We start from the raw sequence: 26,224 nt of genomic DNA on the forward strand, positions 1-26,224 counted from the left end.
CCGCTACCAAATTACTGACGCGTGCTTAACTGTTCGACATCGTCATAGTAGGCAATTCGGGTTTCTTCCTCGGCGGGCGGTCCGACTACGGGTTCCGCTACGTCCACGTTTGGTACTGCATCCGACAAGTCTTCCAGGTGCTCGTGCTCAAGCGCCCCTTGGACAAGCTCCTCGGTAATCACAAGCTCTGCCCCGGCCGCAGTCATGGGCGTAGTAGCGGTAAACGGCGCCACCGGCATCGGGGCGGGGCGCACGCTGCGCCGCCAGGCAAAAAAGAGCAGGAAGAACAGGCTGAGCCCGCCAAATGCCCAGAACAACCCGGCATCGCCCACTGCTGTCATAACGGGTGAGATCATCAGCGGGCTTAAGGTTGCCCCGATAGAGTTAATCAGCAAAAGTCCTTGGCTCATACGTACAAGCGCCCCGGCGGGCGCTCGGTCGGCAGCATGACTGACGGCCACGGGGTAGAATGCAAACACTCCACCGCCCAGCAAAAACAGCAGTACCGCCAGCAGCGGCGTGGAGAGCGGTAGCCAAAGAATTGCCGCCGACACCAGCACACAAAAACCACTGATCCCGATAAGTACCATTTGGCGGTCATGACGGTCTGACCAGCGCCCAATTGGATACTGCAGCAGCATGGCCCCCAGCACCACCAGCGCCATCATCTGGCCCACCTGATTCACGCTCATTCCAATGCGCTGCAAATAAAGGGGCAGCAGGGTATACGCCGCCGCGACTACCATGCCCGACCCCAAGCTACCCAGCACACCCGTTGGGGTTAACATGATCAGTCGATAAGGAGGTAGCGGTTCGGCGTGCTCAATCAGAGGGGTAACACGCGGAATCATCGCCATTGGCAGCACAGAAAGCGATGCCAGCATGCCGATCACCATAAACGGTGCCGTCCCGCCCATGGCATTGGTGACGCCCAGCAATAGCTGACCAATGACACCGGCGGCGTAAAGCGAAATCATGTAGAGCGCCAACAACCGGCCACGCACTTTTTGCTCGCCTGCCGTGAGCAGCCAGCTCTCAATGACCAGATAGACACCGACCGTTGCCCAGCCGCCAATCAAGCGCAATGCAAACCAGGCCCAAGGGTCAAAAAAGAGCCCTTGAAGAAGCACCGTCACGGCAACCAGCGAGGCAAAACTGCCATAGGCACGAATGTGCCCAATACGCAGCAATAACCGGTCGTTAAACAAGGCGCCCAAGGCCAGGCCAATAAAGTACGCTGACGAGACAATCCCAATCACCGTCGCAGACTCGCCTGCCGCATCCAGACGTACCGTGATCAAGGTAGCCAAAAAGCCGTTGCCAATGCCTAAAATAAACAGGCCCAACAGAGGCGCAAACGCCATAGCCAGTAATTGCCGCGACATGAAAACCTCACCTTGCCAAACACGTTGTCAAAAAACAGGGTCAAAAAAAGCGGACGTAGCTGTTTAAGAGCCGTTACCACCTTTTACACAACCACAGGCAAGAAACGGGCGCGCAATTATTGCCCTGGATAGCATAAAGTCAACGCTTTTTCATAGCCTGTTCGTATCGATTAGTGTTTTCTCAAAATAACCGTATCTTTTTCAGGAAATTCGACTGTTAGTTGATGCTGCGCGGCCCACCATTCAAAGGTTGCCTCACTGAAAAAACAGATATGGGTGGGGTCATTAATATAGTGCCAGTTGGCAAATGCTGCTTGAGTGGTCACTCGCTTGGTCATGATGCCCAGATAGCCACCAGGGAGTAGCTGAGCAACCAACTGCGCCAGCACCTTTCCGGGCATGGCTAAATGCTCAACGACTTCAGTCGCGGTGATAAAGTCATAGGTGTTCTGCAAAACGGACATGTCGGGCGCATAGAAAATGTCGAAGACCGCCATGGGGTGGCCAACTTCCTCGAACATCACAGACAGCGTGGGACCAGGCCCTGAACCAAAATCCAACCCGTTGGCACCTTTCGGCAGTTTGGCTAGCAACGGGGTGAACAAGCGCCCTAAAAATCGCCGGTACCCCATATCTTGCGGTGAATTTTGATGCTGGTCATACTCTGCTTTTTCATCCGCTACGCTTAAATGCTGCTCGGACGGCACAAACACCAGCCAACACGTGGCACACTGGTAATATTCACGACGATGATTTTGATGATAGAGCGAGACCTTAATTTCACCGCATAGCGGACAGCATTGCATCGTCGTATTCTCTGGTTTTCGGTTTGCATTTAAGGAAAGAGGCATGCTCTCAGGCTTGGATCATCTTGTTGTTACTGTCACAGATATGGGTCGCGCGGTTGATTTTTACTCGCGAGTTCTCGGGCTAGACGTACGCTATCGTGATGCCCAACGGGTAGATTTAATGCTGGGCGATACCGCCCTACGACTCCATCAAACCGACACCGACATCGAGCCTATTTCTGCAACCCCTACGCCAGGCAGCCTGGATTTATGCCTACGCTGCCAATTGCCGCTGAATGAATTCAAACAGCATCTAGACGTGCTGGGTATTGAGGTTGAACTTGGCCCGGTGGCTCGCCAGGGTGCCAATGGCGCGATCGAGTCCGTTTATCTGCGCGACCCCGATGGTAACCTTTTGGAGATTTGCCGCCCGGCTCGCTAATGTTACCGCCAGTCAGTGACTAATGCTTAGCGGCGTCGTGCAAGGTATTATAGGGCGTTAAGAACCTTCGTTTTATTGTCTCATCCGTATTAAAGGTAAAAAGACATGCAAGATAACCGTCATGACTCGCCGATTGAAGGCGAAATTATTTCAGAACACACTACCGCCGAGCCAAGCAAGCAGCACGACACCACAATGGCCATGGTGGTTTATGCGCTTTATCTGGCAAGCTTTGTTGTCGGCTTCACCTCGGTTGTCGGCGTCATCATCGCCTATGTCTATCAAGGCAAAGGCCCGGCTTGGCTGGACGAACACTACCGCTATCAGGTTCGCACCTTCTGGATTGGCTTGCTGTACGCAAGCATTAGCTTCCTGCTCACCTTTGTACTGATCGGCTTCCCGCTTTTATTTGCACTGGCGGTTTGGTTTATCGTTCGCTGCGTTAAAGGGTTTAAGGGCTTACAAGATAAACGTGCTCCGAGTAATGTGGACAGCTGGTTAATCTAACGAATGACGGAACACGCAACGACATCAGACAAGCGACTCTCCCGAGCCACGGCGATTGCGTGGCTTTGGCGAAGGCTTTCGCGCTGGCCCCTGCCGCGCCTGTGGCGTTTTGCCTCCACGCTTGGTCCTCTCGTTTACTGCTTTAGCCGCCGTGAACGAAACGTCACCGATATTAATCTTAAGGTGGTATACCCCACGCTTGACCAGCATAAGCGCAGGGCACTCGCTAAACAGAGCCTTCGTCACTCCACCGCCACCATGATGGAGCTGGGCTATGCCTGGATGGCGGAGCCTGATCGCGTTGAAGCAAGTATTGTTGAAGTGCATGGTCGCGACAAGCTGGACAGCGCACGCGCACAGGGCCGTGGTGTTATTGTTCTGGCGCCGCATTTTGGCAACTGGGAAGTGTTGAATTTCTGGCTTTCCAGCCATTTCCCTTTCACCGCTATGTACGAGCCTCCCAAAATAACCAACCTTGAGCCGATTATTCGCCATGGCCGTGAACGGATGGGCGCGCAGTTGGTGCCCACTAACCCGCGGGGCGTTGCAGCACTGCTTAAAGCACTTAAGCGCAGCGAGGCCATCGGCATTCTGCCTGACCAGGAACCCGACTGGGGCAGCGGCGTCTTTGCGCCGTTTTATTCACGCGATGCGTATACCGCCACGCTACTCCCCAAACTGGTGGCGCGCACCCAGGCACGCGTTGTCACAGGCGTTGCCCTGCGCCTGCCTGGTCGCGGCTTTGCTATCCATTTTCTGGACGCCGACGAGCGGGTGTATAGTGCTGACGAAACAGTGTCTGCGAGCGGGGTTAACGCCAGTGTTGAAGCGTCAATTGCGCTGGAACCCGCCCAGTATCAGTGGGAATACAAGCGCTACCGCAAAGTCATCGAAGAGCAGCAGCAAAACCCCAACGCCAACGACTTCCGGCTTTACTAAACTCTGCCTGAGAGGTGCTGATAGACCTTATCAGCACCTACTCATCGTTATGGCGTGCATAGACATCATCGAGCCTTTCGATATCGTCTTCCCCCAGATAGGCACCCGACTGAACCTCAATCAGCTCTAACGGGATTTTACCGGGGTTCTCTAAGCGGTGAAGTGTGCCAATCGGAATATAGGTCGATTGATTTTCACTGACTAAGAAGCTGCGCTCTCCCACGGTTACCTGTGCCGTTCCGCTTACCACGACCCAATGCTCGGCGCGATGATGGTGGCGTTGAAGGGAGAGTCGGCCGCCGGGTTTCACCGTAATATGCTTAACCTGGTAGCGCTCACCACTATCAATTGCTTGAAAGTCACCCCAGGGGCGATGTACCTGGGGCGCTGACTGAAGCTCGCGGCGCCCTTTACTGGCTAACACCGCCACTAATTGTTTTATGTGCTGGGCCTGGTCCCGATGCGCCACCAGCACGCTGTCAGGGGTTTCAATCACAAGCAAGTCGTTAACACCCAGCGTGGTCACCAGGCGGTGTTCGGCCATCACGAGTGAATTCGTAGTCGAGTGCAACAGCGCATCACCTTGCACCACATTGCCCGCTTCATCCGCCGCGGCCATCTCCCAAAGCGCATCGAAACTGCCTACATCGCTCCACTGAGCATCAAGGGGGATGACGGCCGCAAAACGGCAGTGCTCCATGACGGCATAATCAATCGAATTGGCAGGGCAGCACTGAAACGGCGCTTCGGCGAGCCTTAGAAAATCCAGATCGCTGTGAGCGCCATCAACAGCGGCCCGGCAGGCAGACAGCATCTCGGGTTGAAGGTCTGCCAGCTGCTCAAGATATGTCGAAGCGCGTAGCAAAAACATGCCGCTGTTCCAAAGCGTATCGCCTTGTTCAAGCAGTTGAGCGGCGCGCTCTGCATTCGGTTTTTCAATAAACGAGGCGAGCTGATAGCCCTTTTCCAATGCATCACCACAGGCGATATAGCCGTATCCCGTTTCAGGATGCGTAGGCACAACGCCAAAGGTGACTAAATAGCCCTGCTCTGCCAAGGGCACGGCCCACTCGACGCTTTGTTGAAAAGCGCTCACATCGCCAATGACATGATCCGCCGGCAAGACCAACAGCAGCGGATCGTCTCCTGCGCCCTTGGCTAACAACGCCGCACAGGCAATCGCAGGCGCTGTGTTACGCCCTTCTGGCTCTAGCACAATACGCCCCGCTTGGTTCGCTTCACGCAGTTGCTCAGCCATAAGGAACCGGTGCGCCTGATGGCCCATAATAAACGGCGGTGTCGTACTTATCCCCTCCAAGCGATCCAGCGTTTGCTGAAGCAGGCTCTTCGTCGAGGTTAAGCGCAAAAACTGTTTGGGCATTTGCTCGCGTGAAAGCGGCCACAGCCGCGTGCCGCTTCCCCCGCACAGAATCACCGGCTGAATCATAGTCTCGTCCTTGTAGGCAAAGTGTTACCGGCGGCCAAATGCTTCCCGTAACCAGTGGCGAAGCTGGCTCATTCGCGCAGTCTTTTCAGGATTATCCAATGACGGCAGCGTGCCCTCCACAAATCCATACGTGCGAAAAGGCGCCAATAACGCAGGGTCACCGCTAATAATATGCACCGGTACTGCCGCACTGGCATCGTCACCGGTAATAAGCGGTGCTGGCTGATGATCGCCAAGCACAATCAACAACGTTTTATCGTCTGCCACACGTTTCGCCCAACGCCCGGTCACCTCTACAGCGTAGTCGACAGACCAAGCGTCATGATCACGTATCCGCTCACTATCCTGCCAGACCACCTCCGGTGGGTCACTCGCCTGTTCCCAAGGCGCAAAAATAGCCCAGCGCGCCTGCAAGCATCGCGCAAAATGCCCATATTTGGCCTACATTACCTACTAGCAAGTGAAAGATTGAGCGCAACAACGGCAGGTCTACATATACGTTAAGCGGGCGTCCAAATGCCGTGTAAGTGGCGGCATTACCCATGTTGGCGACCATACGTTAGATGAACGGTGTGCATAAAGGATTTAGTGTACAAAATTTGTTTAAACATACTGATAGTAATGTTAGCTCACCCTGTTTTAGTCAGCCGTCGAAAGGAACTCGCCTATGCGCTGTACGACGTTGAAGAGTCCGGAGATCGGAAAGTGGATATTACTGCTTGGCTGCTTTACGACATTGCCAACCAGTGCCCACACAGATGACCATTTCAATGCGGTCATTGAGCAGGCTAAACAGCTTGCTGAACAGGCGTATCAAGCGCCTGAAGAATCACTACCCTCGGCCCTAAAAGAGATTGATTACGACACCTATCGACAAATCCGCTTTTCGCCCGACCAAGCCTACTGGCGTGATGAAAGCCCCTTCAATTTACAGTTATTTCATAGCGGGTTTATTTTTCAAACGCCTATCACGCTGAACATCATTGAGGGCGATGACGCCACCCCGCTGCCCTTCTCCAGCGATGATTTTCAGTACGATGACAATGCCGAGGCGCTTCTTGAGCAGGATTTAACCGGCAGTGGCCATGCCGGATTTCGGCTGCACTATCCCCTCAACAATGACGATTACGCGGATGAGTTCGCGGTCTTTTTAGGCGCCAGCTATTTCCGCCTGGTGGGCCAGAGTCAAACCTACGGATTATCAACGCGAGGATTAGCGATCGACACAGCGTCATCTGAAAAGGAAGAGTTTCCAGCCTTTCGGGAGTTTTGGCTCTATAAACCAAGCGAAGATGCCGATGAAATCACGCTACTCGCGCTGCTCGACAGTCCATCGTTAAGCGGTGCTTACCGCATAACGCTGCGCCCAGGTGAACAAACCGATGCCGAGATAGAAGCCGAGCTATTTGCCCGTCACGATGTTGCCAAGCTAGGCATAGCTCCGCTTACCAGCATGTACACATTTGGCGAGTCTAGCCATGAAAGGTTTGATGATTTTCGGCCACAGGTACACGACTCTGATGGATTATTGATACATACAGGCGCTGATGAATGGATTTGGCGCCCGCTCAGTAATCCTCAAGAAACACATATTTCAAGCTTTGTGGATAACGCCCCCCACGGTTTTGGGCTGATGCAGCGTGAGCGCGACTTTAGCCGCTATTTGGATATGGAAGCGCATTACCATCAACGGCCCAGCCAATGGGTAGCGCCTATTGATGCATGGGGCGCAGGTCATGTTGAACTAGTAGAAATACCCACTCCGGATGAAACCCACGACAATATTGTTGCCTATTGGGTCGACGATGAGCCGCTTAACGCTGGGGACTCACGCCACCTTCATTATCACACCTACACACTCAATGATGCCCAGGACCACGCCGTAGGCCGAGCCATTCGCACCCGTCATGGCAAGGCCACCATTGAGGGAAGCGCCAGTGAAGGCGCTACAGTAGAGCGCCAGTTTGTTGTCGATTTTCAAGGCGGTGCGCTTGATGGCATTGCCCCAGATCAACCCGTCGAACTCGACATTAGCACCCAAACCGGCAACGTCACGCAGCCCCATGTTATGCCGCTCCCCGATAACATGTGGCGCGCCAGCTTTCGAGTTCCCCCGGGAAATGAGCCAACTGATATCCGCCTGCGTTTAATGCTCAATAACCAGCCCATTAGCGAAACCTGGAACTATGTGTGGTATCCCGATGCGTAAATCTATTGAACTTACCCCGTTGATTCCGTGGTTGGCCTTTCGTCGCGCATTGCTGGCCGTGCTCGTCATCAGCTCCAGCATTGCTGGCTGTGTGGCGATGTTCAAGGTTATTTCCTTTTTGGAAATAGGCTGGCAAATCACCATGCTGGTACTGTTTGCACTAACGTTTAGCTGGATCGCCTTGGCGTTTTGGGGTGCTGTGTTCGGTTTTATTGTGTGCGCCCTGCGGCTAGATCCCTTAAGCCTGCGTCGGCAAGTGCCGCTTTCGCCTAACGGCAATTTACTGGTGAGTAAAACAGCGCTGGTCATGCCGATTTATGCAGAACCTCCCATCCCCACTATTGCAGGCCTCGAAGCGACCTGTCGCTCGCTAATTGAGCAGGCACACACCTCCTCGAACCCTCCTGAGACACCCTTAAGCGAACACTTCGACGTCTTTATTCTGAGTGATACGCAGGACCTCGACAAAGCCCAGGAAGAGGCCGCCCACGTGGCAGCACTTCAGCAGCGCCTTGCCGGTCAGCTGGCGGTTCACTACCGTCGTCGAGAAAACAACCATGAGCGTAAGGCAGGTAATATTGCCGATTTTTGCTGCCGCTGGGGACGCCGCTACGACTATATGGTGGTTCTGGATGCGGATAGCCTGATGAGTGGCGAGACGCTGTTAACGCTAGTTCACCGCATGCAGCGCGAGCCCAGTGTCGGCTTGATTCAAACCGTGCCGATTCCGGTTGGTCAGCGCACGCTGTTTGGCCTTTTCACCCAGTTTGCCTCTGCACTTTACAGCCCGATGCTGGCCGCAGGCCAAAGCTTCTGGCAAGGCGATGCTGCCAACTACTGGGGGCATAACGCCATTGTGCGCACGCGCGCCTTTATGGCCAGCGCAGGCTTGCCTACCATTCCCGGCAAACCGCCACTTGGCGGAGAAATTCTTAGCCACGATTTCGTGGAGGCAGCCCTGTTAAAAAGAAGTGGCTGGCAGGTACTTCTTGATACTACGGCCACCACCGCCGTTTCACGTCATGACCCGTATGCCAGCGCCTCTCATAACAGCTTTGAGGCCATGCCCAGCAATATGCTCGACTTTGCCAAGCGTGATCGTCGTTGGCTGCAGGGAAATTTACAGCATCTACGTTTGCTAACGGGCGCGGGCTTTCATCCCATCAGTCGGCTACATTTTTTCTTCGGCGCCTTTGCCTATTTATCATCGCTTGTGTGGCTCGCTCTGCTGGTGTGTACGAGCCTTCTGGTCGGCTACCAGGCGATTGATGAGCCGACAGAGCAAATGCTGCCCAAATCGTTATCCGTAGGGCTACTGACCATTACCTTGGGGATGCTGCTGGCACCCAAGTTTCTGGGGTTTTTACTGGCACTCGGACAGTGTCCTCATGCTTTTGGTGGCAGGCTTAAGCTATTCACCAGCATGGTATTGGAAATACTCTTTGCCGCGTTGATTGCACCCTTGATGATGGCATGGCACAGCCTATTTATTATCACTGTGCTGCTAGGGCGCTCTATTGAGTGGCAAACCCAACCCCGAGGCGAGCGCTCTTTACCTTGGGGAGAAGTTTGGCAGCATGCTGGCTGGATGACGCTATGTGGCCTTGCCTGGGCGGGAGCTGTCATGCTGTTTTCCGCCTCAGCCTTTGGATGGCTATCGCCGGTATGGCTAGGCCTGCTGTTGGCAGTCCCGATCATCAAGTACTCCAGTAGCAGCACGTGGGGCGGCGTTATCAATCAGCGCTTAGGGCTGCTAAAAACGCCTAGCACGAGTTTGAGCCCATCTTTGCTGGATGAATTTAACACCCTTATGGCGCGCGACAGTTCAATCTTGCCTGCCATGGCCGATGGTTCTCCGTATGTTCTTAATGCGCTGCCTTCTGAATTGTCTGGCGAGATGCCGCCTCAGTCGCTAAACCAGTTTAGCGTCCACGCGCCGTCGTCCCCGGCTGCCCAGACGAAGGAGCCTCATTAATGCTTGGCCAGCTAGCACATCGGCTAAGCAGTTCGATGCTGGTTTAACGTAGCCTGAGGTTAGCCACAGGTGCAGATGGCCTACCTCGGGCGACCTGCATGCCTGCCGAGTGGATCACCCCCTACTGGCGCGTGCCCATAGCGGGTGATGGTATGTGACAGCTTTTCAAACGTTAATTTTCGACCTAACCTGCCAACAGCGCTGTGGTTTCAAGCGCAGGCGCACTATGGTTACAAAAACGTGTTTACTACAACGTTGATCAGGACCGGCTATCACACCCTCCATACCTAGCTCCGTTACAAGGAGCTTACGCCAGGAATTCAGGATTTATGATTTACGATTGGCAAGCGCTTAGTGTTCCCGAGTTAGCGGGGGTCGCCGAGCGCGACCCTGTCGCCGTTTTAGTGCTGGGCGCGATTGAGCAGCACGGCACACACCTACCGTTAGGCACGGACCTGATTATTGGCGAAGGACTGCAGGCTGCTATGCTGAGCGTTCTTGACCCCGCTCTAGAGGTCGTTTGCTTACCCTCTATTGCGGTGGGCGCAAGCGACGAGCACGCTAACTTCTCTGGCACGCTTAGCCTTCCTGCGTCGCTCGCGATTGCCACACTTGAAGCGTATGGGAAATGCGTCGCTCAGGCGGGCATCAACCGGCTGGTACTCATCAACAGCCATGGCGGCAATAAAGCCATTATGGAGCTGGCCGCGCTCACCCTACGCCAGCAGTTTAATATGCGCGTCGTTAAAGCGACGTATACACGGCTCCCACCGCTTGAAGGTGCGGTTGATGCCCAAGAGCTGCGTTATGGATTACACGGCGGGCTGCTTGAAACCGCCATGATGCAATACCTGGCGCCAACCACCGTCAATCTGGACAACTATCAGGCTGCCCCGCTCGGCACGTTAGAAAATTGCCGACTGGTAGGCCCGGAAGGGGCCGCCGCATTTGCCTGGCTTGCCGAGGACTTAAGCCAGCACGGCGTGGCCGGTGATGCCCACCAAGCCACGTCGGCATTGGGTGAGCGTCTGGTACACCATTACGCTGAGCAACTGGCAACCGTGATCACGGAAACAGCTCGGCTGCCTGCGTTTTAAGTGCGTTAGCGCCCATGTCGGCCTAATACGTCGCCGAAAAGATGACCGGCTCGATTGGCTTTTGCACTCAGGTAGCGATGATTCTGGTCGGTGACGCTCCCATAAAGTGCTTGACGTGATACCACCTCAATCCCGCCTTCACGCAGGGCAGCGATCTTCAATGGATTATTCGTCAGTAGCTGCACTTGAGAGATCTTCAGCGCATTAAGCATGTCCACCGCCACGGCGTACTGGCGCTCGTCGTCACCAAACCCCAGCACCTGGTCAGCATCCATGGTGTCCAGGCCACCATCTTGCAGAGTATAGGCGCGCAGCTTATTGGCAAGCCCAATGCCCCGCCCCTCCTGGGCCAGATAAAGTAGTACACCTCCCCCCATGGCCTGAATGTCCGCCACGGCATTACGCAACTGCTCGCCGCAATCGCAGCGCAGGCTGCCAAATAAATCGCCGGTCAGGCATGCAGAATGCAGGCGTAAAGGAACTGCCCCTTCCAGCGTTTCAGGCTGTCCGATTACGACCGCCACATGCTCGCGTAGCCCATCCGGCTCGCGGAACAGCACAAAGCGACTTTCAGCAGCGTCTTCCAGCGGAATCCTGGCTTCGCTCACCCGTTTCAGCATACCCGGTGCACCGGCCAGGCACTTTGCAGCGTCTCTCGCATCAACTTCCAACAGCTTGCCTTGAGCAATTTCCTGCGCCACCAATTCAGCTGCCGGGTCACTCACATCGGCACATAGCGCGGCTGGAATTAGCAAAGCACGGCGCATGAGTGCAACCGCGCCACGCTCACCAGGTCCTGCGGGTTTAAGGCCACTTAATAAGGAATGCGCGGGTCGACTTGCCGTTTGAACCACCGCGAGCGCCTGCAAATCATCTTCGCTCACATGCTCAACCAATGGCAAACAGGCTGCTTCCGCCGTTAGTGACATGCCCATCGCCTCCAGGCGATGGCGCGTTAATACCAGAGAAGGTCGCGTCCCTGCGAGTTTGGCCAGCATATCGACCGACTCAATGCCCTCTAATGCCTGTACCAGTAGACGCTTTTCCCCCGTATTAAGCACAACCGGCAGCCCACGGCGAATATCGAAAATAGCGCGTTCAATGTGATACATAGTGGCCTCCTAATTGCCTGGTGCAGCGGGTAGCGTACGCTTGCGTTGAACGATACGGCCCCGCAAGATAAGACTGTTTTCTCAGCGTGGAGGCGTTATGTCCGACACCCGTCACCATAGTGGCTGCATTGGTCCTAAAACATTGTTGGAGAAGAAGACGTCGCTGGATATAGACACGGCATGGGCGTGGCTGTTGGCAATACGTGAAGGCCGAACAACCGAGGCGCCATTGCAGCTCGACGCTGAGGGCAACTGGCACCGTCAGAACGCTATAACACCGGCGACCACTGACCTGTTGGACTGCCTGGTGCCGCTGGCAAGCCGCCCCCACTGGGTGATTGCCCAGCTGGGGCAAAGCCTGGACGGGCGTATTGCGACGCAGAGCGGCCACTCGCACTACATCAACGGCCATGAGAGCCTGATTCACCTGCATCGGCTGCGGGCGCTGGTGGATGCCGTTATCGTCGGCGCCGGCACGGCCAGTGCTGACGATCCCCAATTGACAGTGCGTCATGTCACCGGCACGCATCCCACGCGGGTAGTGCTTGATCCGCGCGGTCGTGTGCCCACAGGCATTAAGCTGTTCCACACCGACTCGGCGCCCACGCTGCACATCGTGGGGCCGGATACACCGCCGCCGCCCAATTCGCGGGTTCAGCGCCATGTACTGCCGCTTAATGCGCAGGGGCAGTTCGCCCCAAATGATGTAATCGCGCTGCTTAATCAGTGTGGTTTGAAGCGCATTCTGGTGGAAGGGGGCGGCATAACGGTTTCCCGGTTTATTGAAGCAAACGTCATTGATCGCCTGCACCTTCTGGTCGCCCCACTGCTGATCGGCTCGGGCAGGCCGGGGCTTCAGATGACGCCTATCGAGACGCTTGGAAGTGCTCTGCGCCCGACGATGAGAACGTTTCGCTGTGGAGACGACACGCTGTTTGACGTGGTGCTGAGAGCCACCACCTTTGCCTGACGGCTGGGCACGGTGACGTTTATCCATCGCCACCCAAATGCCCGGCAGGCTTGAAAGCAGTACTAACACACCATAAGCAAGGGACAGCGGAATTAACATGGCTAACAGAAGCACCGGCGCCAGTGCCAAAATTTTCGACGCCGCAAGCTCGACACCAATGGCCCGCGCCGCACAGACCATAACGACCCCATAGCTCATGACAAGCAAGCCAGCGCTCATTAGCCCGCGTCGAACCCAAGGAGAGCGCCATATCCGCTGCATGTTCATCGGGCTACGCCCTTTTTTCTGGCGTTGCTAGCAGGTCACAATGCCCCACCCAAATGCCCACTTCACCGGAAGCCACCGAGTGTGTACGTCGCTCACGCCACTCACCAATGCGAGTAGCGGCCTCTGGTGCCTGTTCTGTCGCCGCTTCCGCCCAGCCGTTAATGAGCGCCGTCATTAAAGGCTGATGTAAACGGTTAGCCGAACTCAACAGCCAAGGGGTAGCAACCTGCTCAACGTGATAATTCGCTTGTTCAAGCGCATTAACCAGCGTCTCGTGAGCCTGCCCGCCCAAGGCATCACCTAATCCTTTGTCGCGATGCTGATGCGCCATAAACAGCGCCAGTAGCCAGTGGTCATCATCATCGGATAACGGCTCATCATCGGCATCGGTAAAGCCCCACTCTCCGGTCACGCTAAGGGCCATTAACAGCGCTTGGTCACGTGCTTGGCAGTGCGTGACGAGCGTTTCGATCCAACCTTGCGATACAAGATCCAGCAGCGCCGATGCGGTTATCAGATCCGAATCTTGCAGAGGTACATGAACAAGCGAATCAAGCGACGTGCAGAGCGTTTCTACCCGAATGCCCGCCTGGGCATTTTCCAGCTTGCCGATGCTGTCGCGGGCGTCGTTGAGTAGTTCAGCGTCATGGTCAATGAGCGTCCAGTGCTGCGGGGTCGGTAGAAAAGGCGCTAGGAAGCGCATATTGCTTCCTCTGCCTGACCCTAAATCGACCAGCCTCGGCGTCTGAGTGCGTTCACTTAGCCATATAGCGGCTTTTTGAGGAAGCTGCTGGCTTCTAAACGTAGCATCCGCCTCTTCACGCAGCGTGAGCCAATCGGCTTCAAACTGGCTGCCGGTATGAAAAGAGGGGATCGGGTTCAGCGCTTTAGCAAACGCAGCACCGGCATGCTGCCAATCGCTAAGCGTTTCACGCACCGCTTCTGCACCGGCTTTAAGCGACGCACGCAGCTCAGGTTCATCGCAGAAACGGCTCAGTGCATGTGTCAGTGCCTTTACATCCCCAGGCGTTACTTTAAGGCCTGCGCCTTCCGGCAAGGTTTCATCAAGAGCGCCCCCGGTCGTGGTAATGACAGGCAGGCCTCGCGCCAGCGCCTCGGTGACCACCATGCCATAACCTTCGTACCAGGAAGGCAGTACCAGGGCGTGCGCGTTTTCGTACGTCCTGGTTAAGGTCGTCGCGTCGCACTCGCCGTGCAGCTGCACACAAGACGCAAGCCCATGCGCCTCAATCAACTTCGCTACCCGGTCGGCAAACGCCGCATCACGTGCACCGCCATAACAGTCACACTGCCAGTTTCTCTGGTTTAATCCCGCCAATGCCTGGACCAACACATCCTGCCCCTTACGCGGAACAAGCGTTGCCACACACACAAACCGCAGCGGCTCGCCAAGCGCTGGGGCGGCGTTCATGGGGACAACGTCCACCCCAGGCTCGACAACACTAACCGTAGCCGCTATAGGCATGGCGTAGCGGTTTGCCAACGCCTTCAACCGGCGCTCAGTAAACCGGCTGGTCACGATTATTTGTGAGACGGCGGCAAGCCCCTTCAGCTCAGACTGATGAAATTGCTGCTGCTCGGATTCGCTTAGCCCTTGCTCATCACCCAACGGATGATGCACCAGTGCTGTTATCATCAACCGATTGGCCTGCTCAATAATGATGTCCGGTAACATCCCCATGGCGAGACCATCGATTACCACGTCCGTGGCCTCGGGCAAATCGTTTAGTGCCGTAGCCAATTGCTCGGCAGCCTCCTGGTCGGCATTAGGGAAGCGGCCTGATAAGCTGATGACATCGACGGTGCGCCCTTCCTGACGCAGCGCTTCGATCATGCGCGCATCGTAGATATAGCCGCCGGTGCGCTGATCAAGCGCCCCCGCGATAATAAACGTCAGTGGTTCACTCATAGATCGCCTTCATAGCTTGCCCAGGCAATATGCGACTCATGCAGTTTGACTTCCATACGAGCGATGCCTTGCGCGGTTTTCCCCATTTGGCCTTCACCGATGGCATCGGCCAAACGGCTGAAGATAACGCTGGCCATAAACTCGGTGGAGGTGTTTTTACCCTTAAAGGCTTCTTCGTCATCCAGATTGCGATAGTTCAGGTGTGACAACACTTCCTTGAGCGTTTCGCTGGCGAGGCCGATATCAATCACTAATCCGTCCTCATCAAGCTCCGGGCGCTGAAAGACCACATCAACGACATATGTTGCCCCATGCGTGCGCTGGGCAGGACCAAAAATGTCACCTTTGAAGCTATGCGCAATCATAAAGTGATCACGAACACATAGACGGTACATAAACGCTCCTGATAGTAAGCTGTAGTGGTTAAACGTGAGCGGGGTAACGAAGGCGGTGACATAGCACGTCGCTGTCCGTAGAAAAGAGTTTGGGAGCAAGCTGGGGCAAGGCGTCAAAGTCGCTCTCGCCACTAATCAGTGCGTCTAATCGGCTATCGTTTAACAGGCTCAAGGCCAACATTAAACGGCGCTGGAAGTCCCATCGCGGGCGCAATTTAGCGGGTAACTGGCCCACCTGGCTGGCGCGCAGGCTAAGGCGCAGTGAATGAAACGCACCGCCCAAGGGGATACTCACCTCCCCTTCGCCAAACCAGCTCATTTCGATAACTCGGCCTTCGTTGCCGACCTGGCTTAGCGCTTGGCGTAAGCCTTCGGGATGGCCGCTGGCGTGAATGATGCAGTCTTGATCGTTGGGCGCTTTTTCCGGGGTACAAAAGACAAGGCCTAAACGCTCGGCGAGCGCCTGGCGCTTCGGGTTAATATCAATCAGCGTGACGCTCACACCGGGGATCTGTGAACACAGGTAAGCCACCAGGGCGCCTACAACACCGGCCCCGATAACACTGACGCGTTCCCCAAGCATTGGTTCGGCGTCCCAAACGCCGTTAATGGCCGTCTCCATATTGGCGGCCAGCACGGCGCGCGGCACCGGTATACTGTCAGGAATAGGCAATACGGCGGAAGCAGGAACGACATAGCGATCCTGATGGGGATAGAGACAAAATACCGTTTTGTTAAGCAGGTGCGCAGGCCCTTGCTCAACAACGCCGACACTACAGTAGCCATACTTGACCGGCGCGGGAAAACTACCTGCCTGAAAAGGGGCCTGCATACGCTCCACTTCGCTTTCGGGTACGCGGGCATTGAATACCAGCGACTCAGTGCCACGGCTAACGCCACTGAACAGGGCACGTACGCGTACGTCTTCCTCCCCTACGCTGGTGAGCGTCTCTTTTTTAAGCTCGCCGACCCTTGGACGCGTTACCCAGAAGGCAGTGGCCGTATCGTTCGCCGACATGTCATTTCCCTATTATTCGCGTTTTCATCCAATCAGCTGGGCACCTCTGCCGTTAATCTGGCATGGCCAACGTATGAAATTTTTGTGGCGTACCGTAAAGCTTAGCCCAGAAAAGACACAGGTCGATGAATGCGGGCGCCAATTTCGTTTAAGAACGGTTAAAAATGTACGCAGGTACTTTTCAGGGACATCAATACGCTATGATTAATGGGGTAGACAACCGCAGAGCCACGTATAAGAAGCGTATATATAAACAGGCTCACCCATCAATTGACTGCGGGCGGGATATCCGCTTTGCGAGACACAATGGTTCGAATTACCACGCTCGCTTCTAGCCATCTTTTATCGAGCCGCCTCTACAGCGCCAGCGAACTAGCGGTGGGCAGTTTGCTACTGCTGGGGCTGGGCAGCCTGCTACCCACATTGACGGTAACGGCTTTGAACTGGGGGCTAGCGTTTGGCACCTATGCGTTTATTAGCCTTTTCGTATTGATTTTCTGGTCGGGTGGCGCACTTGGCTGGGCCAACAGAATAACGTTACTGCGCGCCGTATTAGTCGCGTTGGTGGCGGGGGCGCTGGCCGACAATGTATTCACTCATGCCATTTGGCTATGGCTTGTTACCGCGACCACCGCGCTGATGCTGGATGGCGTGGACGGCTGGATAGCCAGAAAAACGCAGAGCTATAGCACGTTTGGCGCCCGTTTTGATATGGAGCTGGATGCGCTGCTTATCCTGTTGCTCTGTGTGGGGTTAATTCAACTTGAATCGTTAGGGCTGTGGGTGCTTTTGATTGGCGTTACGCGCTATTTATTTGTGGTGGCTAGCTGGCACTTTACGTGGCTTTCAGTCCCTTTATTTGCCAGCATACGCCGTAAAGTGGTGTGCGTTTGGCAAGTATCCGCCCTGCTATTGGCGCTCACCCCGCTGACGCCCACGCTCGTTGCGAGCCTATTGGCGTTTAGCGCACTACTCTCACTTTCCTACTCCTTTGGCATCGACACTTGGTGGCTTTATCAACAGCGCCGACGCCAAGCACTTTAATGACCTGCACGTTACTTACCCTGCTACTGATGGGCGCTATGCCTAGCATAGCGCCCAATGATTTACTCGCTAATTTGCTGCTGTAATGCATTCAGTTCTTCAGTATGGCGTTCTAGCTCAAGCGTTGCCTCTTCCAGCTTAACGCGCCTTTTTTCAATGTCATCGTCATCGCCTTCATTGAGCGCCTCTTCAAATTCCGCCTGGCGCTCTTGAACCTCTGCAAGGCTCTCTTTTACTTCATCCGTTGCATCATTTAGTACGCTTTCATTCGTGCAGTTATCGTCAATCGCATCTAACGCGCGCTGCAAGCCTTCCTCTCGATGCTGATTACCCTGAGCCTGGGCATGCGCTAACTGCTCACGAACATCGGCTGCCTTGCTTTCACATAAATCATCGGCGGCAGCGGCGACCGGTGGTAACAACATACCCGCCAATAAGGCCACAACACCTGCCTGAATCATATTTTTTTTCATGTTTTTCCCTATAACAGCTCATTTGATAAATACTGGCTCATCGAAGGTTAGATACACAAAATGCCTAGCAGTTCGCGGTCGTCACTCTGTTTAAACGTTGCTGACGCAATGACCAAGGGCTCACCACCCGTGCGTATGGCCAATGTTGGCTACCGCTTCCTGGATTAGATCACGATAAAAGCGTTACATTACCCCTCAAGAAGATGCGCACAAGGACCGTAACCGTATGATCAATCTCGCCATTTATCGCCCCTTGATAGCCCCCCTGCTCATGATGGTGATGCCTACCGCAAGTTATGCAGCGGCAAATATTCAAGTGGCGGCGGCAGCTTCGCTTACCGATGCACTTAACGAAGCTATCGCGACCTATGAAGCACAACATGATGTATCTGTAACGCCGATCTATGCATCCTCCTCCACCCTTGCCCGCCAAATTGCCAGCGGCAGCCCGGCGGCGCTGTTTATTTCAGCAAACGTTGAGTGGATGGACTGGCTGGAAGCCCAAGGCATTAATGTTCAAAAGCGCAGTGATTTACTGTACAACCGCTTGGCGCTGGTTTCAGCAAGCCCTGACGCTCCCGAGCACTTCACACCAGGCGAAGACGCCCGCATCGCCACGCTGCTGGGTGAGCGGGATCGGCTCTCGGTCGGCGACCCGGACCATGTACCAGCAGGCATCTACACCCAACAGGCGCTTGAAGCGCTAGGAGAGTGGGAGGAGCTACTCCCAAGGCTTGCGCGTGGCAACGACGTGCGGGCGGCTCTTGCACTGGTGGAACGCCAGGAAACGCCAGCGGGTGTTGTGTACCAAACCGACGCATTAGCCAGCCAACAAGTAAGAGTGTTGGGGCTTTTCCCGCCCGAAACGCATGCGCCTATCACCTACCCAATTGCCTTGATCGACGCCGAACAGAACGATGCAGCGGTTGCTTTACGCCAATGGTTTGAGAGCGAAGAGGCACTGAGCATCTTTGCACAGTACGGATTTGATACAGGCATGGATGCCCGGTGAGCCTTTCACCTGCTGAGTGGGAAGTTATCCGCCTGAGCTTGTTAATCGGACTGGCCGCCATCGCCTGGATTTTACCGCCGGGAATTGCCGTGGCCTGGTGGCTGGCGCGCTTTGAGTTTCGCGGTAAAGCAGTGGTGGACGGCTTGATTCACCTGCCACTGGTGTTACCGCCTGTAGTCGTCGGCTATTTATTGCTGGTGACGCTGGGTAGACAAGGCGTTATTGGCCAATGGTTGTATAGCACGCTGGGCGTGTCGCTGCCGTTTACCTGGCAAGGCGCTGCGGTCGCCAGCGGCGTAATGGCGTTTCCACTGTTGGTACGCGCATTACGGCTCTCCCTTGAAGCAGTTGACCCGAAGCTTGAAGCCGCCGCCAGCACATTGGGCGCTAGCCAATGGCGGGTGTTTACCACGATTACGCTGCCGCTGGCCGTGCCTGGCCTGCTAACCGGCACGGTGCTCGCTTTTGCGCGGGCGCTTTCCGAGTTTGGCGCAACGATTACCTTTGCTTCCAACATCCCCGGCGAAACCCGCACCTTGCCGCTGGCGCTTTACACCCTGATTCAATCACCCGGCCAGGAGGCCGCCGCCGCGCGGCTGTGCCTAATCGCCATTGCCATTGCGCTGGTATCGTTAATTGCCTCGGAATGGCTAGCCCGGCGCACCCGACAACGCCTACAGGAACGCGATGGCTAACGTGACGACGTCTTATCAGCCCAACGACCCACGGCTCTCGCTACAGGTTGAACAACAGCTAGGGGCTTTTCATCTGTCAGCTGCGCTCAACCTACCCGCAACCGGTGTCAGCGGTTTTTTTGGCCCCTCCGGTAGCGGCAAAACCAGCCTGCTTAGGCTGATAGCCGGGCTTGAACGGCCACAACAGGGTGTCATAACACTGGGCGAGCAGACCTTGCTGGATACCCGGCAAGGCATCTTCGTACCGCCGCACCGTCGGCGTATTGGCGTTGTGTTTCAAGAAGCACGCCTGTTTCCGCACTACCGCGTGCGCGGTAATTTAACCTATGGCATGCGTCGCCCGGCGTTACAGCGCTTTGCCGAAATAGTGGAGCTACTGGGTATTGAGGCCTTGCTGGAGCGCATGCCCGGCACACTTTCAGGGGGTGAAGCCCGCCGTGTGGCCATTGGCCGAGCACTACTCAGTGACCCACAACTACTTCTCATGGATGAACCGCTAACCGGGCTTGATGGCGCGCGCAAAGAGGAGCTGCTGCGCTACATCACCCGGCTCACCCAGCAGGTAGATATTCCGGTTATCTACGTTAGCCATGATGCCGAAGAGATCACGGCGATTGCCGATCATTTGGTGGTAATGAAAGCCGGACAGGTTCGCGCCAGCGACACACTGGGCGCCCTGCTCCAGCGCTTTGATCTAACCCATGAACTGGGGGGATTTGATGCGGCCTCGCTACTGCAAGGCGAGGTCGTCGCCCATGAAACCGCGTATGGCCTGACCCATTTAGCGCTTGATGACGAACATCAGTTGGTACTGCCTGGCACCTCAGCGCCGATTGGCAGCCGCTTGCGAGTACGCATTTTGGCCCGCGATATTGCCTTGGCGCTTACTCCACCCGCCAACACCAGTTATCGCAACCAGCTCAGCGCCACTATCACTGATTTCATCACCCTTGCCGAAGCACCTTATACGGTGGAGCTACGTTTAGGCATCGGTCGATTTTTCTTACGCGCCCGGTTAACGCGTAAATCATGGGATGAGATGGGGTTAACAAAAGGCATGCAGGTCACGGCACTCATTCGCAGCGTGTCGTTTACGGCATGTTAAGTGTGTCTGGCTGAACGGATACGTTGCCTCTGCTATCGCTCACTTTCGCGTTGATCCAGCGTCTGATGTATCAACGTGATCGCGTAAGCGGCTGTGTCATCCGCCGAATCGTTGGCTGCTAAGTCGTTACCTGCTGACGTCGACAGGTTATTTTGAACAGGATGCTCTAAAGCGGGCGCCTCAAGATGATTCTCGGCCGGGTGGGCAAGCCGAGCGCGAATACCAGCGATTGCTTGCTGCTCTTGCTCATTTGGCGAAGTCTGGCTAAACCGACGCTCCAGCAGATGCGCGGCGTACGCCAGGGTCGAGGCGTACTTCAAGTTCTGATAAGCCCACCGGTGCGTCGCTCCGAACGAGATGAAGCTTTGCATGGGGCTAGCAGCATCAACGAAGCTCGCACGTGCTGTATCAAGCGCGGTGACAGATGCTATCAGGCGTGAATGACGCTTAGCGTCGCCCTCTTCGGCGATAATATCCCCCAGTAGCTTTTCAAACGCTGATAGAAAGCGATCAAATGCCTGACGGGCCTGCTCGCGAGTACTCTGCGGTAAGACGGCAAGCGAGACGATGATTCCCGCGAAGGCACCCACCAGCGTTTCTTCCAGCCGCAGGACAAGCAACCCCGGCGTAAACTCTCCCAGAATGCCGTAGATGAGCGAAAGAGCGATGGTGATTAGAAACGTCATCATCGCGTAAGAGAGCATCATCAGATAAAACGCTGCAAAGATCGAGATCGCCACCAGCGGTATGGTCCAGTAGAGATTGCCATGCACCAGGGTAGCAAGCCCAATACCCACGCAAATGCCCACAGCAGTACCCAGCGCCCGGTTAAGCCCACGAACGGCGACAGCACCCCGCGACTGAGTATTGGAGAAAATCAGGAAGGCCGTCATCACCGCCCAGAACCACCTTTCTGGAGACAACGCGAGACCCACAATCATGGCAATGCCGGATGCCAGTGTTACCTGAACAGCTTGCCTGAAGAATGGATTGGCGAGAAGGCTTCCGCGCGGCGACGAGGCCGCGGCAGGCACCGAAGGCGGGCGCTTGGGAGATGAAGCCGAAGAGGAAGTATCGATAGAAGCGACATCGGCACGCACTTTTACTTCAACATCCCGCAGCTCAGTGAGCTGCTTTTCAAGCACGGCAAGCTCGGGGCCGGATGTTTTATGATCGACTTTTAGCGCGTCATCGAGCACCCTTTCGATAGCAAGTCTCAGGTCAAACAGGCGCATCGCCAGTAGATCGGCTAATTTGATATCCATTGCTTCTGACATGGCGGGTAGATAGCTTTCGCATAAGAAAGTCGCCTCCTGCGCCCGGTGTGCCAGCCGGGTCGTTTCACGCAAGTCGATCGCCATTCCAGCCTGCAGCGAACGTGCGACTCCGGCCTGCAACCGGTCTGCAGAGAGCAGGGAGGCACGTATCGCCCGTTCAAAATCCTGAACGGGCCGTTCCGGCAGCACAAAATTACGGACGAAATGTGCGATAAAGCCTGATAACGCTAATGAAATAGCAATATCCATTAGGTCCGTATCAGGCGCCTTCAAAAAGGCAGCGATGACACCGCACATAAAGGTGAACGCGCCGACGCCCTGCCAGCGAGCGCCAAACTGGCGTATAAACACTGCCCAAAAAATGACCCCAAGCAGCACGGCACTAATGTGAAGAATCGAGTGTTCAACTAGCGAAATCGCCGCAATAACGGCGAAGCCGCAGAGTGCGGCAAAAATGCGGGAAACAGCGCGTTTGCCAGCCGTTGCATCTTTTATCGCCACCGCTCCTTGAAGCGCAGTAAGCATCGCAACGGCATAGGCTGGCGCAGGCATGGGAAACCAGCGATGAAGAAGGAGAAGCGCCAGGCAGACAAGCCCCATCGAGAGCATTGTGCGCACAGCCAAGCGAAGCCGAACCCGGCCAGGGTCAGACGTCAAAATGCTCAGTCTGAAACGACCAAGAGCACAGGTTGCGAAATCGTAAGGTCTAATCACCATTATTGACAGGGCTCGGTAGTAAGCAATCGGGTAGAAGCGGCCAACAAACGTCTCTTATTCACTCCAGCCACTTTTATAAAGCCGAGACGTCTGAGACACATCGTTATGGGACGTAATAGTTTCAGGCGGCCTCTTTCCCTTACATTCCCAACATGCACTTATCATTTATGAATCGATTCTTCATCCTGACAGGTTTAGTGTCAACCCAATAACCGTCGCGCTCTTTTGCTAAAGTATCAAGCTGTCTTTTCCAACAATAGCTTTCAACAATAATAGCGTCATCACTTTCTCCTCTGATCGCCCAGAGTGTGTACGAAAAGTCGCTTAACTTAAGCGTAAAAGTTCAATTTACGCAGGCTGCCCTTTCTTAATCTTTTAACCACTTTTGAAAGGGAAATTTGTATCATAAAGAAACAGATACGAACGATGTGCATAAAAACTATGTACATAAAAAAAAAGCCCTTACCGATGGATAAGGGCTTTGATCAAAAACGATTAAAAGAGCGCTTTAGTGACGGAAAGCTTCGGGATAGACCGTCAAATCAACCCCCCATAGCATCGGTAAAAGGAAGTATACAGACGCCGTAATCAGGAGCATGGAGATAATATTCAGGCCGAAACCGTTACGTACCATTTCGGTGATCTTGATTTTGCCGGTTGCGAAGATAATCGCGTTGGGCGGCGTCCCTACCGGCAACATAAAGGCACAGTTGGCCGCCATGGCAGCAGGTACCATCAAAGCAAACGGGTGAATATTTAGCGCCAGCGCCAGCGATGCCAGTACCGGTAAAATCATGGTTGCCGTTGCTGTATTGGAGGTAATTTCCGTAAGAAACAGCACTATTCCGGTCGCCAGTAGAATGACCAGAATGAAATTCATTCCTTGGAGCACGCTCATCTGGTTGCCAATCCAGCCCGCCAGACCTGAGGAGCCGAACCCTGCTGCAATGGCCAAGCCGCCTCCAAATAGCAGTAAAATACCCCACGGTACGTCCCGCGCGATATCCCAGTTGAGCAGACAGCCGCCTTTGTTTTTAGAGGGAAGCAGGAACAGTAATATCGCAGCACTGATCGCTATCATGGCATCACTGATGCCTGGAATATTAATAATCTGGCCTTGCCACAAGAAAGAGCGAGTAATCCAGAAAAACGCTGCAAAAATGAACACCCCCAGAACGGCTTTCTCTTCAAATGAGATCTTGCCTAGCGCTTCCTTTTCTTTCTGGATGAGTTCCTTACCGCCGGGAAGGTTACGAAAACTAATCGGATAAATCAGGTAGGTAAGCATCAGCCAACCCAGCACCAGCAGCACGAGAACCACCGGGAAAGCAAACATTAACCAGTTGGCAAAGGAAATTTCCACACCAAAAAGTTGATTCACGACCGCCGCTAAAATGATGTTCGGCGGTGTACCAATCAACGTGCCTAACCCACCAATAGTGCCGCCGTAACCGACACCGAAAATTAGTGCTTTACTAAACTTGTCAATTTCCTTGCTATCAACCTCGCCCCCGTTTTTACCCAGCTCCTGGCTCACCTGGTAGACGATCGCGGTGCCGATCGGCAGCATCATCATGACCGCGGCGGTATTCGACACCCACATGGAAAGAAACCCAGTGGCCGCCATAAAGCCAAACACGATGCTGTTAATACTGGTGCCCAACACGGAAATAATCGTCAGTGCGATACGCTTGTGCAGGTCCCACTTTTCCATGGCCAGTGCGATCATAAACCCGCCCAGGAAAAGGAAAATAATAGGATTTCCGTAAGCAGCCGTGACCGTACTTCCATCCAATGCGCCTGTAATAGGCAGCAATATAATGGGCAATAACGACGTTGCCGGGATAGGGATAGCCTCAGTAATCCACCAAACAGCGACCCACAACGTAGTAGCCAAGACCATGCGGCCTTCAAAACTTAAATCAGCAGGATGAAAAAACAGCGCAACCAAAGCAAACAGCAGCGGCCCAAGTACAAGCCCTACTGTTTGGGGCTTATTGTAAGCAGGTGGGCGTGGATATGGCCCACTGCCCTGAGACTCTCCACCACCGGATGCGGCGGAAGGACGTGAGGTGCTGGGAGCATGCGTTGAGGGTAACGCACACATCAGCAGTTTCTTGGCTTGATCGTGGGAATACCATAGCTGGTCCCACACGGTCATCATGGCAACTCTGCGCATTATAAAAACACCGCTGTCAGGTGAACAAAAAGTAGATTGATAGTGAGCAACTTACCCAGGCTGAGAAGGGCTCAACGATTTCGTGGCGCCCTTTATTAACTGCAATAGGACATTAGTCCAGTAAAACGCCCACAATTACAACCAAAGTCTAACAACGTTAGTCGTATAACCTGAGCCAGCAGGCACCCTGGTTATTGCCAAAAATGTCTATCGCTGCGTGCTGCCAGTCGCGAATCTGGAAAAACCCTCTGGTTTTCAAGCGTCACCCATCAACACAGGCTTTTCCTTGGTGACATATTGATGGCAAAAAAATTAACGTTTTGTATAGCTTTTATTAAGTCGCTTTTTACCTATCGTGGTCTATGCTGAAACCTGAAGCGGTCTTTCAGAAACGATTCTTTAAAAAAACGTTGTGAAATGGCCCAAGGGTACGGGCTTTGGATTAGTGGGGATCAGGGGTGACTAATCGCAACGCGATGGGAGCCAGGATGAAACGTCAACATCTTTTCAATGGAGCAAAACCAGACAGCCGTAACTACCTTAAAAAACATCTTATATAACAGCTATATAGGAATAAAAAAGCCAAGAAGAAGAAATGATAAAACGTGCTTTACTGGCTTTTTTATCAGGCTGCGTAGTCACATTGATCGCTACGCTACCTTTGTAATAGCGGTAAGGGAAACAGCGAGCTCCCTCTACTCATCGGAGCGGGATTTTTATTGGGCGAAAGCGTAAGAGCGAGAAGAGGCAAATAACACCTTTAAGGGGTTTGCTTCTGAAGGAAACCTATATTAGTCTTGAAGAGTACAATTTACGTACAAATAAACTCAGCATTCACAAGGAGTAGTGGCATGCAACATATCCATCTAGCAGAGATTTCCCAAGCTGGTCTTCAACTTGCGATTCAAGAAATCAAGGATGAAATGTTCGACACCCCGGAATGTGATTACACCATCGCCAAGCTGCTCTGCCACTGTAGCCAGTTTGAAACAGCGGAGCATCAGCTAGACGAAATGCTTTTAAAATGGGGCTCCTCCCCCGACGTGATTGAGCTAACTGACAAAGGCTATGCCATGCTAGCCAGCATGAAAGCCAGTGCCGTTGCCGAGATGACGCCAACTGCGGTTTCTAGCAAGACACCTCGTCCGGCAATAGTCGCTGCCTAATTATTTACTTATCAAGGTACTGCTTTTCAGCCCTACCCTTGCCACTTTTATTCGGCGGCAAGGGTAGTATTCGTT

General features: G+C 54.3%; 23 protein-coding genes. 12 read left to right on the forward strand and 11 right to left on the reverse strand.

Features of this window, described 5'->3' with window-relative positions:
• Nucleotides 1–11: 11 nt before the first annotated feature.
• Together ACT3RQ_RS11800 and ACT3RQ_RS11805 are read right to left on the reverse strand one after the other, a co-directional pair.
• Nucleotides 12–1,385, reverse strand: coding sequence for an MFS transporter (locus tag ACT3RQ_RS11800; RefSeq protein WP_444631496.1), 1,374 nt, complete (start codon nt 1,383–1,385; stop codon nt 12–14).
• 170 nt (nt 1,386–1,555) lie between these two features.
• The gene (locus ACT3RQ_RS11805) at nt 1,556–2,191 is read right to left on the reverse strand and encodes a class I SAM-dependent methyltransferase (protein ID WP_444640356.1); all 636 of its coding nucleotides are present in this window, start codon (nt 2,189–2,191) and stop codon (nt 1,556–1,558) included.
• A 43-nt stretch (nt 2,192–2,234) separates the two neighbouring features.
• Between ACT3RQ_RS11805 and ACT3RQ_RS11810 the strand changes: the two genes are divergently transcribed.
• The 3 genes from ACT3RQ_RS11810 (at nt 2,235) to ACT3RQ_RS11820 (ending at nt 4,061) form a co-directional block, all read left to right on the forward strand.
• On the forward strand, nt 2,235–2,615 hold the full coding sequence (locus tag ACT3RQ_RS11810; protein ID WP_444640355.1) for a VOC family protein: 381 nt from the start codon (nt 2,235–2,237) through the stop codon (nt 2,613–2,615).
• Nucleotides 2,616–2,720: 105 nt separating this feature from the next.
• The gene (locus tag ACT3RQ_RS11815; RefSeq protein ID WP_172117296.1) at nt 2,721–3,122 is read left to right on the forward strand and encodes a DUF4870 family protein; all 402 of its coding nucleotides are present in this window, start codon (nt 2,721–2,723) and stop codon (nt 3,120–3,122) included.
• 3 nt (nt 3,123–3,125) lie between these two features.
• A complete protein-coding gene (locus tag ACT3RQ_RS11820) occupies nt 3,126–4,061 on the forward strand; it encodes a lysophospholipid acyltransferase family protein (protein ID WP_444640354.1) in 936 nt (311 codons plus the stop codon).
• A 37-nt stretch (nt 4,062–4,098) separates the two neighbouring features.
• Here ACT3RQ_RS11820 and ACT3RQ_RS11825 read toward each other — a convergent pair whose 3' ends face one another.
• Together ACT3RQ_RS11825 and ACT3RQ_RS11830 are read right to left on the reverse strand one after the other, a co-directional pair.
• Nucleotides 4,099–5,508, reverse strand: a complete 1,410-nt coding sequence (locus tag ACT3RQ_RS11825; protein ID WP_444680539.1) for a mannose-1-phosphate guanylyltransferase/mannose-6-phosphate isomerase — start codon at nt 5,506–5,508, stop codon at nt 4,099–4,101.
• Between the two features lie 24 nt (nt 5,509–5,532).
• Nucleotides 5,533–5,922: a hypothetical protein gene (locus tag ACT3RQ_RS11830; RefSeq protein WP_444640352.1), complete on the reverse strand. Its 390-nt coding sequence runs from the start codon at nt 5,920–5,922 to the stop codon at nt 5,533–5,535.
• Nucleotides 5,923–6,175: 253 nt separating this feature from the next.
• On the opposite strand from ACT3RQ_RS11830, the gene ACT3RQ_RS11835 reads away from it, so the two are divergent.
• The 3 genes from ACT3RQ_RS11835 to ACT3RQ_RS11845 all read left to right on the forward strand — a co-directional run bounded on the left by ACT3RQ_RS11835 (nt 6,176) and on the right by ACT3RQ_RS11845 (nt 10,789).
• Nucleotides 6,176–7,717, forward strand: a complete 1,542-nt coding sequence (locus ACT3RQ_RS11835; RefSeq protein WP_444640351.1) for a glucan biosynthesis protein — start codon at nt 6,176–6,178, stop codon at nt 7,715–7,717.
• The gene (gene mdoH / locus ACT3RQ_RS11840) at nt 7,710–9,692 is read left to right on the forward strand and encodes a glucans biosynthesis glucosyltransferase MdoH (protein WP_444680540.1); all 1,983 of its coding nucleotides are present in this window, start codon (nt 7,710–7,712) and stop codon (nt 9,690–9,692) included. The genes ACT3RQ_RS11835 and mdoH overlap by 8 nt, the downstream gene beginning before the upstream one ends.
• Nucleotides 9,693–10,021: 329 nt before the next feature.
• Nucleotides 10,022–10,789 carry a creatininase family protein gene (locus tag ACT3RQ_RS11845; RefSeq protein ID WP_444640349.1) on the forward strand — a complete coding sequence of 256 codons (768 nt, stop codon included), beginning with the start codon at nt 10,022–10,024 and terminating at the stop codon, nt 10,787–10,789.
• Between the two features lie 5 nt (nt 10,790–10,794).
• Here ACT3RQ_RS11845 and ribA read toward each other — a convergent pair whose 3' ends face one another.
• Nucleotides 10,795–11,901: a GTP cyclohydrolase II RibA gene (ribA, locus tag ACT3RQ_RS11850; RefSeq protein ID WP_444640348.1), complete on the reverse strand. Its 1,107-nt coding sequence runs from the start codon at nt 11,899–11,901 to the stop codon at nt 10,795–10,797.
• A 97-nt stretch (nt 11,902–11,998) separates the two neighbouring features.
• Here ribA and ACT3RQ_RS11855 point away from each other — a divergent pair, with 97 nt between their 5' ends.
• A complete protein-coding gene (locus ACT3RQ_RS11855) occupies nt 11,999–12,871 on the forward strand; it encodes a RibD family protein (RefSeq protein ID WP_444640347.1) in 873 nt (290 codons plus the stop codon).
• Between the two features lie 271 nt (nt 12,872–13,142).
• On the opposite strand, the gene ACT3RQ_RS11860 is transcribed toward ACT3RQ_RS11855, so the two are convergent.
• From ACT3RQ_RS11860 to ACT3RQ_RS11870, 3 genes are read right to left on the reverse strand one after another with little or no spacing between them, the layout of a single operon-like run.
• Entirely contained in the window at nt 13,143–15,068 is a 1,926-nt protein-coding gene (locus ACT3RQ_RS11860; RefSeq protein ID WP_444680541.1) for a glycosyltransferase, read from the reverse strand.
• Nucleotides 15,065–15,463 (reverse strand): 6-pyruvoyl trahydropterin synthase family protein, encoded by a 399-nt coding sequence (locus ACT3RQ_RS11865; RefSeq protein ID WP_172117305.1) that lies wholly within the window; start codon nt 15,461–15,463, stop codon nt 15,065–15,067. The genes ACT3RQ_RS11860 and ACT3RQ_RS11865 overlap by 4 nt, the downstream gene beginning before the upstream one ends.
• 28 nt (nt 15,464–15,491) lie before the next feature.
• The gene (locus ACT3RQ_RS11870; RefSeq protein WP_172117306.1) at nt 15,492–16,481 is read right to left on the reverse strand and encodes a zinc-dependent alcohol dehydrogenase; all 990 of its coding nucleotides are present in this window, start codon (nt 16,479–16,481) and stop codon (nt 15,492–15,494) included.
• Nucleotides 16,482–16,787: 306 nt separating this feature from the next.
• Between ACT3RQ_RS11870 and ACT3RQ_RS11875 the strand changes: the two genes are divergently transcribed.
• Nucleotides 16,788–17,525 carry a CDP-alcohol phosphatidyltransferase family protein gene (locus ACT3RQ_RS11875; protein ID WP_444680542.1) on the forward strand — a complete coding sequence of 246 codons (738 nt, stop codon included), beginning with the start codon at nt 16,788–16,790 and terminating at the stop codon, nt 17,523–17,525.
• Nucleotides 17,526–17,587: 62 nt separating this feature from the next.
• Here ACT3RQ_RS11875 and ACT3RQ_RS11880 read toward each other — a convergent pair whose 3' ends face one another.
• Nucleotides 17,588–17,998 (reverse strand): DUF1090 domain-containing protein, encoded by a 411-nt coding sequence (locus ACT3RQ_RS11880; protein ID WP_193054497.1) that lies wholly within the window; start codon nt 17,996–17,998, stop codon nt 17,588–17,590.
• Nucleotides 17,999–18,224: 226 nt separating this feature from the next.
• Here ACT3RQ_RS11880 and modA point away from each other — a divergent pair, with 226 nt between their 5' ends.
• Genes modA through modC form a run of 3 tightly spaced genes read left to right on the forward strand, consistent with a single transcriptional unit; the run spans nt 18,225 to nt 20,810 of the window.
• Complete coding sequence (modA, locus tag ACT3RQ_RS11885) at nt 18,225–19,010, forward strand: molybdate ABC transporter substrate-binding protein (protein ID WP_444680543.1); 786 nt, start codon at nt 18,225–18,227, stop codon at nt 19,008–19,010.
• On the forward strand, nt 19,007–19,705 hold the full coding sequence (gene modB, locus ACT3RQ_RS11890; RefSeq protein WP_444680544.1) for a molybdate ABC transporter permease subunit: 699 nt from the start codon (nt 19,007–19,009) through the stop codon (nt 19,703–19,705). The genes modA and modB overlap by 4 nt, the downstream gene beginning before the upstream one ends.
• Nucleotides 19,698–20,810, forward strand: a complete 1,113-nt coding sequence (gene modC / locus ACT3RQ_RS11895; RefSeq protein WP_444680545.1) for a molybdenum ABC transporter ATP-binding protein — start codon at nt 19,698–19,700, stop codon at nt 20,808–20,810. The genes modB and modC overlap by 8 nt, the downstream gene beginning before the upstream one ends.
• Nucleotides 20,811–20,842: 32 nt before the next feature.
• On the opposite strand, the gene ACT3RQ_RS11900 is transcribed toward modC, so the two are convergent.
• Together ACT3RQ_RS11900 and ACT3RQ_RS11905 are read right to left on the reverse strand one after the other, a co-directional pair.
• Nucleotides 20,843–22,744 (reverse strand): FUSC family protein, encoded by a 1,902-nt coding sequence (locus tag ACT3RQ_RS11900; RefSeq protein WP_444680546.1) that lies wholly within the window; start codon nt 22,742–22,744, stop codon nt 20,843–20,845.
• A 568-nt stretch (nt 22,745–23,312) separates the two neighbouring features.
• The gene (locus ACT3RQ_RS11905; protein WP_444680564.1) at nt 23,313–24,965 is read right to left on the reverse strand and encodes an SLC13 family permease; all 1,653 of its coding nucleotides are present in this window, start codon (nt 24,963–24,965) and stop codon (nt 23,313–23,315) included.
• Nucleotides 24,966–25,834: 869 nt separating this feature from the next.
• Here ACT3RQ_RS11905 and ACT3RQ_RS11910 point away from each other — a divergent pair.
• Nucleotides 25,835–26,149, forward strand: coding sequence for a hypothetical protein (locus tag ACT3RQ_RS11910; RefSeq protein ID WP_444680547.1), 315 nt, complete (start codon nt 25,835–25,837; stop codon nt 26,147–26,149).
• The last annotated feature ends 75 nt before the right edge of the window (nt 26,150–26,224 follow it).

The organism is Halomonas sp. AOP43-D1-4 (genome assembly GCF_052446175.1).
Taxonomy (GTDB): domain Bacteria; phylum Pseudomonadota; class Gammaproteobacteria; order Pseudomonadales; family Halomonadaceae; genus Vreelandella; species Vreelandella citrativorans.